This window comes from uncultured Bacteroides sp. (assembly GCF_958445495.1).
Taxonomy (GTDB): domain Bacteria; phylum Bacteroidota; class Bacteroidia; order Bacteroidales; family Bacteroidaceae; genus Bacteroides.
Window position 1 is genome coordinate 1 of sequence record NZ_CAUCSQ010000086.1, and the last position, 9370, is coordinate 9370.

Annotated in this window: 10 protein-coding genes and 1 pseudogene; 2 read left to right on the forward strand and 9 right to left on the reverse strand. The window is 46.1% G+C overall.

Annotation, left to right across the window (positions count from 1 at the left end; genetic code table 11):
• Window positions 1-99 precede the first annotated feature (99 nt).
• Window positions 100-594 carry a 6,7-dimethyl-8-ribityllumazine synthase gene (gene ribH, locus Q5076_RS17390; RefSeq protein ID WP_004301766.1) on the reverse strand — a complete coding sequence of 165 codons (495 nt, stop codon included), beginning with the start codon at window positions 592-594 and terminating at the stop codon, window positions 100-102.
• Window positions 595-750: 156 nt separating this feature from the next.
• Window positions 751-1434, reverse strand: coding sequence for a tetratricopeptide repeat protein (locus tag Q5076_RS17395; protein ID WP_004301767.1), 684 nt, complete (start codon window positions 1432-1434; stop codon window positions 751-753).
• Between the two features lie 161 nt (window positions 1435-1595).
• Here Q5076_RS17395 and Q5076_RS17400 point away from each other — a divergent pair, with 161 nt between their 5' ends.
• Window positions 1596-2705 carry a DNA replication/repair protein RecF gene (locus tag Q5076_RS17400; protein ID WP_303015034.1) on the forward strand — a complete coding sequence of 370 codons (1110 nt, stop codon included), beginning with the start codon at window positions 1596-1598 and terminating at the stop codon, window positions 2703-2705.
• Entirely contained in the window at window positions 2702-2989 is a 288-nt protein-coding gene (locus Q5076_RS17405; RefSeq protein WP_303015037.1) for a DUF721 domain-containing protein, read from the forward strand. Before Q5076_RS17400 ends, Q5076_RS17405 begins: the two co-directional genes overlap by 4 nt.
• Here the strand turns inward: Q5076_RS17405 and Q5076_RS17410 are convergent.
• The 7 genes and pseudogenes from Q5076_RS17410 to Q5076_RS17440 form a co-directional block, all read right to left on the reverse strand.
• Window positions 2976-3767 (reverse strand): histidinol-phosphatase, encoded by a 792-nt coding sequence (locus tag Q5076_RS17410; protein WP_303015039.1) that lies wholly within the window; start codon window positions 3765-3767, stop codon window positions 2976-2978. The two genes, Q5076_RS17405 and Q5076_RS17410, sit on opposite strands and share 14 nt — an antisense overlap.
• Window positions 3712-4302, reverse strand: a complete 591-nt coding sequence (locus Q5076_RS17415) for a 5-formyltetrahydrofolate cyclo-ligase (RefSeq protein WP_303015041.1) — start codon at window positions 4300-4302, stop codon at window positions 3712-3714. The genes Q5076_RS17410 and Q5076_RS17415 overlap by 56 nt, the downstream gene beginning before the upstream one ends.
• Window positions 4214-5965, reverse strand: coding sequence for a S41 family peptidase (locus tag Q5076_RS17420; RefSeq protein WP_303015042.1), 1752 nt, complete (start codon window positions 5963-5965; stop codon window positions 4214-4216). The genes Q5076_RS17415 and Q5076_RS17420 overlap by 89 nt, the downstream gene beginning before the upstream one ends.
• 27 nt (window positions 5966-5992) lie before the next feature.
• Window positions 5993-6442 (reverse strand): dCMP deaminase family protein, encoded by a 450-nt coding sequence (locus Q5076_RS17425; protein ID WP_303015043.1) that lies wholly within the window; start codon window positions 6440-6442, stop codon window positions 5993-5995.
• A gap of 15 nt (window positions 6443-6457) precedes the next feature.
• Window positions 6458-6949: a DUF4847 family protein gene (locus tag Q5076_RS17430; protein WP_303015044.1), complete on the reverse strand. Its 492-nt coding sequence runs from the start codon at window positions 6947-6949 to the stop codon at window positions 6458-6460.
• A gap of 32 nt (window positions 6950-6981) precedes the next feature.
• Entirely contained in the window at window positions 6982-9042 is a 2061-nt protein-coding gene (locus Q5076_RS17435; RefSeq protein WP_303015045.1) for a M3 family metallopeptidase, read from the reverse strand.
• A 173-nt stretch (window positions 9043-9215) separates the two neighbouring features.
• Window positions 9216-9370: pseudogene (locus tag Q5076_RS17440) on the reverse strand (type I glyceraldehyde-3-phosphate dehydrogenase); the annotation flags it as partial.

The following is a 9370-nucleotide window of genomic DNA, read 5'->3' on the forward strand; positions in this document are numbered from 1 at the left end:
TAAGCCAGCAGATTTACAGTCTGCCCCATTTGGCCACTCTGGTATTTGCCCTTTTGCTCTTGAGGAGGTTTGTTTCTCAATTGCGGTGCAAAGATACAACTATTTATTTAAACTCCAAACAAAATCGATCATTTTTATTGCAGTAATTGCACATTCATCTCCTTTGTTACCCAGTTTGCCACCGGCACGATCCTCTGCTTGCTCCATTGTATTTGTGGTAATTAATCCGTAAATAACTGGTATATCGCCAGTTGCGTTTAATTCGGTAATTCCTTGGGTTGCTCCCATGCAAACATAATCAAAATGTGGGGTATCTCCTTTAATTACGCAACCAATTGCAATAATTGCATCAAGATCGCAATTTTCCATCATTTGGTTGGCTCCAAAAGTAAGTTCGAAACTTCCCGGTACAGTTTTCACCAGAATATTTTCGTCTTTTGCTCCATGTTTTTTTAATGTATCGACTGCGCCTTTCAGTAAAGCACCGGTAATATTGAAATTCCATTCGGATACGACGATACCAAATTTCATTGCTTCTGCATTCGGAACGGAATTGAAATCATATTCGGATAAGTTATGGTAAGCTGTTGCCATAGTTAATTAAAAGTTGAGAATTATAAAATGAAGATTTGAGAGTATGAGAGATTTAAGAAGAAAGGCACGGATTTCACGGATTCCACGGTTTTAATAGATAGTCCGCTTAATCCGGTGTAATCCGTGCCTCGATTTCCTTATATAATAGATGGTATATTATTTTTTCATCAATTTAGCTTGCTCGATATATTTGTCGATGTCCATAGCCTGATAAGATTGGAAATATTTATCCTTGATCTTAGTGTAAGCGTTTACAGCATCGTCATATTTTCCCTGTTTTACCAGGATTTCACCAGCTTGTATCAGGAAGATCGGGCTTAATGTGTTGTTGTCAGCTTTGTCTGCTGCCGACAATAAAGTAGAAGCCGCTTTGTCTAATTGGCCAAGTTGTGCGTAGCAGTTACCTGCAGCACCCAAAATTGCCGGAGCAACCATTTGGTCTTTTCCATTGAAGCTGTCCAGCATCTTCACTGCTTCTTCATATTTGCCAAGTTGTGCGTAGCAAATACCAGCATAAGCTTTTGCCAAATTGGCAGCTTTTGTTCCGCTGTAGTCATCAGCAACTTTCAGGAAACCTGTATAACCGATGCTGTCACCGTTCAAAGCTTGTTCAAAAGCATCCTGTTCAAAGTATTCCTGTCCTTTGAAAAGAGCTGCCTGTGCTTTTTCTTCACGTGGTTCAGCATAGAGGTTTTTGTACATGATAAAACCTGCTACAATAATAATCACAGCAACAACACCGCCAATAATTGCGTTTTTGTACTTGATAAGAAATGCTTCCGATTGTGTCAGTGCATCTTCTACGTTCAGATGTTCATTCTGATTCTTTTGTTCTGCCATTTTTATATGATTCTTTTTGTTATTATTCACTGTTTGATATTTCGACTCGCAAAAGTAGTTTTTTTATGTCTACAAATGAAATTTAGAGCCATCTTTTTTTATTTTACACTCGAAAACCACGAAAATCTTGTTACTTTTGTGAACAAATTAACGTGTGTATAATGATACTGAAGCGAATATCCATATTGAATTATAAGAATCTGGAACAGGTAGAGCTCGGATTCTCCGCCAAGCTGAATTGTTTTTTCGGTCAGAACGGGATGGGAAAGACCAATTTGCTCGATGCGTTGTATTTTTTGTCTTTCTGCAAAAGTTCCGCTAATCCGGTTGATTCCCAGAATATTCGTCACGGACAGGATTTTTTTGTCATTCAAGGGTTTTACGAGGCGGAAGACGGAACTCCCGAAGAGATTTATTGCGGGATGAAACGCCGTTCGAAAAAGCAGTTCAAACGGAATAAGAAAGAATATGGCCGTTTCTCGGACCACATCGGTTTTTTGCCTCTCGTGATGGTTTCGCCGGCCGATTCCGAATTGATTGCCGGAGGCAGCGAAGAACGCCGCCGGTTCATGGATGTCGTCATTTCCCAGTATGACAAGGAGTATCTGGAAGCGTTGATACGATATAATAAAGCTCTTCAACAACGCAATACCCTGTTGAAAAGCGAATCCCCGGTAGAAGAAGAGCTGTTTCTGGTTTGGGAGGAAATGATGGCGCAGGCGGGTGAGGTCGTATTCCGGAAACGGGAAGCTTTTATAGAAGAGTTCATCCCTATTTTCCAGTCGTTTTATTCCTTTATCTCTCAGGATAAGGAAACGGTGGGACTGTCTTACGAGTCTCATGCGCGGGATGCTTCCCTGATGGAAGTCCTGAAACAAAGCCGGGAACGGGATAAGATTATGGGATTTTCCCTGCGCGGCATCCATAAGGATGAACTAAATATGCTGCTGGGTGAGTTTCCCATCAAAAAAGAAGGTTCGCAAGGACAGAATAAAACCTATCTGGTCGCGTTGAAGCTGGCGCAGTTCGATTTCCTGAAACGTACCGGCAGGACCGTCCCCTTGCTGTTGCTCGACGATATTTTTGACAAGCTGGATGCTTCGCGTGTGGAACAGATTGTGAAGTTGGTGGCGGGTGACCGGTTCGGGCAGATATTCATTACGGATACGAACCGCGAGCACTTGGACCGTATCTTGCATAAGGTAGGCAGCGACTATAAGATTTTTCGTGTGGAACAGGGAGTAATCCATGAAATGGAGACAGAGCGATGAAACGTAATGACGCAGAACAAATCGGGACGTTAATCAGACAGTTCCTCCGCCAGGAAAGCCTGGAATCTCCGTTAAACGAACAAAGACTGCTGGATGCATGGCCTCAGATATTGGGGCCGGCTGCCAATTATACCAGCAATCTTTATATCCGCAACCAGACCCTCTACGTCCATCTGACCTCTGCCGCCCTCCGCCAGGAACTATTAATGGGACGTGAGAAATTGGTGCGCGCATTGAACCGGAAAGTCGGCGCGACTGTGATTACAAACATTATTTTTCATTGAGGAAAGCCGGTCTACTTATCACCTTTATGCCCAGTTGCCGGAGGTTCTCGTTGGCGCGGTCGTAATAAAACGGGTTTTCCAACTGGCGGTTGTTGTGGGCATCGACCCCGATGATGGCGGTGCACCCTTCGGCAGCAGCTATTTTCCAGAACTCCGGATGAGGGACGGTAACGATTCCTTGCGCCTCATTGTATTCCTCATAACCGATGTTGTATTCCAGCGGCAGGTTCAGGCGAGCTGCCGTCCGGCAGATATGCCTGCTCACCAGTTTGCAGTGGCGGTCAAACCGGGGATAAGAACGCATAAACAGTTCCGGGTGGGCGAGATAAGCGAACAGTCCGCTTTCCATGCCTTCGATGGCGCTTTCTTCGTAAAGTTCGAGCATGTCCGCCGTATCGGTATGCCTGCCGAAATAAGGAAACTTTTCATCCGTGTGGAAATGATGGTTTCCGAAAATGACATAATCCAGCTTATATTCTTTGATGATTTCTTTCAGCCAGTGGATATATTCCGGGAAATATTCACATTCCAGCCCCATCTTTATGCTGATTCGGTCTTTATACTTTTCTTTCAGCGACCGGATACTTTCCACGTAGTCCGGCAGTTCTTCCGGAGTCATCCGGATGTCGGATACATAGTCGGTGCGGTACTTCCACGGAGTATGGTCTGAAAATCCCAGTTCCTGATAACCGCCTTTGACGGCGCTTAAAACAAATTCTTCGTCACTCCCTGTCGCATGTAGGCAGCGGGTGGTATGGGTGTGATAATTCGTTCTCATCGATTGTTATGATTATGTCCATGCAGATATCGAAAGATTCTGCAGGAACTTCTTCTACTAATTGAAACGGAAAACAGATGCCGGCTTTGCAGGCGGAGGGAATGCGCGGTAAAAGGCGGTCATAATACCCCTTTCCCCGTCCGAGGCGGTTGCCCTTCCGGTCGAAAGCCACTCCGGGGACGGCAATGAAACCGATGGCCGCATAATCGGTGAAAACCTCTCCGGCCGGTTCTTCTATGCCGTACGTTCCGGTCACCATGTTGCCAGGTCCCGTGTATATGCGCAATTCCAAATCGTCGCCGGCAACCACCGGAAGCAATATCCGCTTTTCACGGCTCCATTTCCTGATAAATGCATGCGTGTCTACTTCATCTTCGAGAGAATGGTAGAGCAATACAGTATTTGCCGCCCTGAAAGCCGGGTGGGCTTCGAGGGCGGCAAGTATCTTAGCTGATTGAAGCTCTCGCGTAGCTGGCGTGCAAAGCCGGGTTTTCAACGATGCGATACGCTTGCGCAGTTCTTTTTTTCTTTCCATCTTTTTTGTCTTTAGCCTCTTCTTCCTCTTCCGCCGCTATCGGGGCCTGGGGAAAAGCATCCCCTTTTTCAAGTATCTCGATACCTTTGTTTACGGTAGCGTCGGTTTTGTTGAAGTATTGAAGATAGGCTTCCAGTCCCAACATATTATAAATGATATTGCCATAGATGTTTTTCTCCAACAACTTATGCGATTTCTGGATGAGGATGTTTCTTCTTTTCACCCCTTTGCTTTCTGCAAAACGGACAAACTGCTCTATTAACCCCTGATGGCGGAGATAATTCAGCAACTCTTCTTCCGTTTCATACTGGCTGAGCTTCTTCCGGTTGTTGTCCGTATATTGGAAAGTGAACAAGATAGTCAGCCCGCGGTTGATTACCGTAGAAAGATAAGAAGTCACTCCGGTCGTGTCCTGCGGCACGAATATATCCGGCATGATACCGCCGCCGCCATACACCGGGCGTCCGAGGCTGGTGTAGTAAAGCTCGTTCTCATTTTGCTTGATACTGTCGCGCGAGAAGAATTCGCCGTGTTCGTACCGGTTGTATAAATCGAGTTCATAATTACGGTCTTTGCCGCTTTCATACGGACGCTGGATGCAACGTCCCGACGGAGTGTAATAACGTGCGATAGTCAGGCGGATGGCCGAGCCGTCGCTGAAATCGATGGGCTGCTGCACGAGTCCCTTACCGAAAGAACGGCGTCCCACCACCGTGCCGCGGTCATTATCCTGAATCGCACCGGTAAAGATTTCACTGGCGGAAGCGGAACCTTCGTCAATCAGTACGACGAGCGGCATTTTCTGACAGCTTCCCGTACCGTTGGCAAACTCTTCCGCGCGGGGATACTTGCGTCCCTGGGTATATACAATCAGTTTCCCTTCGGGCAAGAATTCGTTGACCATGCGGATGGCAGCTTCCATGTATCCGCCTGTGTTGCCGCGGAGGTCGATAATCAGCCCTTTGCACTTTTTATGGTTCAGTTGCGCCAAGGCATTGAGCAATTCCACATGGCTGGTACGTCCGAACTTGCTGACCTTGACATAGCCGATTTCATCATTCAGCATGTATGCGGCATCGACGGTATTCTGCGGGATGTCTCCGCGCGTGATGGTGAAACTCAGCAACTCTTTTTCTCCGATACGCTTGACACCCAGTTTGACTTGCGAACCTTTCGGCCCTTTCAGCGTGCGCATGGCACGTTCGTTAGTCACCTTTTTGCCGACAAACAAACTGTCGTCCACCATCACGATGCGGTCGCCCGCCATCAGGCCCACCTTCTCGGAAGGACCGCCCTGGATAACGGCGTTCACGTGGATTGTGTCATTCTGTATGGTGAACTGGATGCCGATTCCGCTGAAACTGCCTTCCAGTTCCGAATTCACCTCTTCGAGGTTCTGTGCCGGAATGTAGGTTGAATGCGGGTCTAGCTCGGCTAGAATCTGCGGCATGGCTTTTTCCACGAGGTCGGCCATATTCACGGTATCTACATACTGGTCGTCTACGATTCTTAACAATGCGTTCAGTTTGTTGGAAGAACCGTTGATGATGCCCAAACGGTTACCGGCAAAATGCTTGGCATAGAATGTGCCGATAAGAATCCCGATTACCACGCTGACAGCTATGATGACAGGCGTAAAACGCGAAGAGTTTTTTGTACTCATGTCTATTCCTTTTTTAAGTTCGTCTTATTATTTATTCGGAGAGGATTTTTCGTCCGGTTCAGTATAGATGACTTCGATTCCTGCCCGTTTCAGCAGTTCTATGCCATCCTCCAGGCGGTAATGTTCGGAATAAACTACCCGTTTGATTCCTGCCTGTATGATTAACTTTGCACATTCGATGCAGGGCGAAGCGGTGACATACATGGTGGCGCCGTCGCTGCTGTTGTTCGAGCGGGCTATTTTGGTTATGGCATTTGCCTCCGCATGCAATACGTACGGTTTTGTCAGGTTATTCTCGTCTTCGCATACGTTCTCGAAACCGGAAGGAGTCCCGTTGTATCCGTCGGAGATAATCATTTTGTCCTTCACGATTAAAGCTCCTACTTTACGACGCTGGCAATAGGAATTCTCCGCCCAAATGCTCGCCATGCGTATGTAACGTTTGTCAAGTTCTAATTGTTTTTTTTCAGTATCCATGTTGTTAATTATTTTCTATCTTTGTACATGAAATGCCAATACGTATGTTTGCTGGCTTCCGGCCGGATTATAATATAAGAATAACCCATTGTCATCTCCTATGTATGAAGAGGCATTGTTTAATCCCTTTATAAATTCTTTGGCTAAATCATCATTCTCATTGACATTGGTAACGCTAGCATGAAATTCATTGTTTTTTCCATTAGCACTCCAAGTGCCCGTAAAATCTGCAGTGATAATTCTCCCTTTGACAGCACCATTGGAAATTCTGTTATCTTCTTCGGTTCCTGTGAAAGTTATTGTATAAGATTCTTGATATTCACTCAATATTTTGATGCTTTTCTCACTAAAACCATTCATCCACCCGCCTTTATCCTTTAGATTGATGTAGGTCAATTTCCATGTCTTTCCAGTGAATATACCTTGCAAATCGTCCGAATCGTTACACCCGGCAAACAGAGGAAGCAACAACAGCGCTCCTAATAATTTGATTATACTCTTTCTCATACCTGATATCTCTCTACTCTATTGCTTTACTGTTATTTTTTAATTCCGTTTCTGATTAATAAGGCGTCGATTGAAGGCTCCTGTCCTCGGAAACGTTTGTAAAGCGTCATCGGATGTTCCGTCCCCCCTTTCGACAGAATATGATTGCGGAACGAGTCCGCCACTTCCTGATTGAATATCCCTTTTTGCTTGAATAATGAAAAAGCGTCGGCATCCAGCACTTCCGCCCATTTGTAGCTATAATATCCGGCTGCATATCCACCGGCAAAGATGTGGGAAAATTGCGTGCTCATGCAAGCTTCCCGTACTACCGGTAATATTTGCGCCTCCTTCCAGGCTTCCTGCTCATAAGCTTTCACATCCCCTTCAAAAGGAGTGTTGCGCGTGTACCACGCCATATCGAGCAGGCCGAAACTTATTTGCCGCAGACAAGCATATGCAACATTGAAGTTTGATGCATCTACAAGACGTTTTATCAGTTCATCCGGCAAAACTTCTCCCGTCTGGTAATGGCGGGCGAATGTATTGAGGAATTCCCTTTCTATGGCGAAATTCTCCATAATCTGCGAGGGAAGTTCCACAAAGTCCCAATACACGTTGGTGCCGCTCAAACTCTTGTAAGTGGAATCGGCGAATATGCCGTGCAGGCTGTGGCCGAATTCGTGCAGGAATGTCTCCACCTCATTGAACGTCAATAAAGCCGGCTTGTTTTCGGTCGGTTTGGTGAAGTTCATCACCACCGATACGTGCGGACGGCTGTTCTCGCCGTTTTTTCTGTCCCTCCATTGCTCTTTATAACTTGTCATCCATGCGCCGGCGCGTTTTCCGGGACGGGGATGAAAATCCGTATATAAAACAGCCAGGAACGTGCCGTCCCTGTCGAATACCTCATAAGCTTCCACCTCCTCATGGTAGACCGGAATCTCGGTATTCTTGCGGAAGGTAATGCCATATAAACGTTCTGCCAGTCCGAACACTCCTTTTTTCACCTGTTCAAGCTCGAAATAAGGACGCAGCATTTCCTCGTTGATATTGAATTTCTTATTTTTCAGCTTGTTTGAATAATAACTCCAGTCCCACGGCATTACTGTAAAGCTGTCTCCCTGCTCCCGGCGTGCCAGCTCCTGCACCTCTTCATATTCCTGCCTGGCGGCAGGAGTATAAGCCTCCAGCAACTGGTCGAGAAGTTTATATACGGCCTCGCTGTTTTCAGCCATCCTTCTCTTCAGCGTATATTCCGCATAATCCCGGTATCCCAGCAACCGGGCTATTTGCATGCGTATATTCACGATTTCCTTTACGATACCGATGTTGTTGAACTCGTTATCGTGAGTGCATTTCGTATTGTAGGCCATGTATAACTTCTGGCGTAAATCGCGGTTGTCGGCGTATGTCATGAAGGGGACATAACTGGGAGCATGCAGAGTGAACGCCCATCCTTCCTTCCCTTCGCTTTTGGCTTTTTCGGCGGCGGCCTCCACAATGATTTCCGGCAGTCCGGCAAGGCTTTCCTTTTTCGTCAGCAACATCTGGTAACGGTTCGTTTCTTTCAGGTTGTTCTCGCTGAAATCGAGCGTCAGCTTGCTCAGTTCGGTAGTCAGCCTGCGATATTCCTCCCTGGCTTCCCCTTCCAGGTTAGCGCCGTGGCGTACGAAACTGTCATACGTGTTTTCGAGCAACCGGCTTTGCTCTTGTGTCAGTTGCAGCGTCTCTTTCCGGGCATATACTTCTTTTACGCGGGCGAATAATTTCTCATTCAACGTGATGTTGTTGCTGTGCTCGCTGAGCAGCGGCATTATTTTCTGTGCCAAAGCCTGCAAATCATCATTCGTTTCGGCGCTTAGCATATTGCCGAATACGGAGGTCACCTTGTCCAGCAATTCGCCCGATTCTTCAAAAGCCTCGATTGTATTGCTGAAACCGGCCTTTTCCGGGTTCTGCACGATAGCGTCTATTTCTTCGTTCTGCCGTCTGATTCCTTCCCGGATGGCAGGCTCGTAATGTTCTGTCTTAATCCGGTTAAAAGGAACCGTTTCATGCGGTGTCCCGTAACGTTCGAAGAAAGGATTCAGGGCATTTGTTATATCGTTCATAGTGCAAACAAGTATCAATGTTATTAATAATCTCTCCACAGAGTCACAAAACTACTAAAATTGTAGCTTATTCAGCCGATAACAGTTTGCTTTTTAACAATATATAAAATGAAATGCATAAAAAAACCGCTACGGTTTCCCGCAGCGGTTTCTTATATTGTCCAGGCTTCCGATTAAGCGTTCACTGATGCCATGTGAGCAATCAGGTCGAGCACTTTGTTGGAATAACCGATTTCGTTGTCATACCAAGATACTACCTTAACGAATGTATCTGTCAAAGCGATACCTGCTTTAGCGTCGAAGATAGAAGTACGAGTGTCACCCAAGA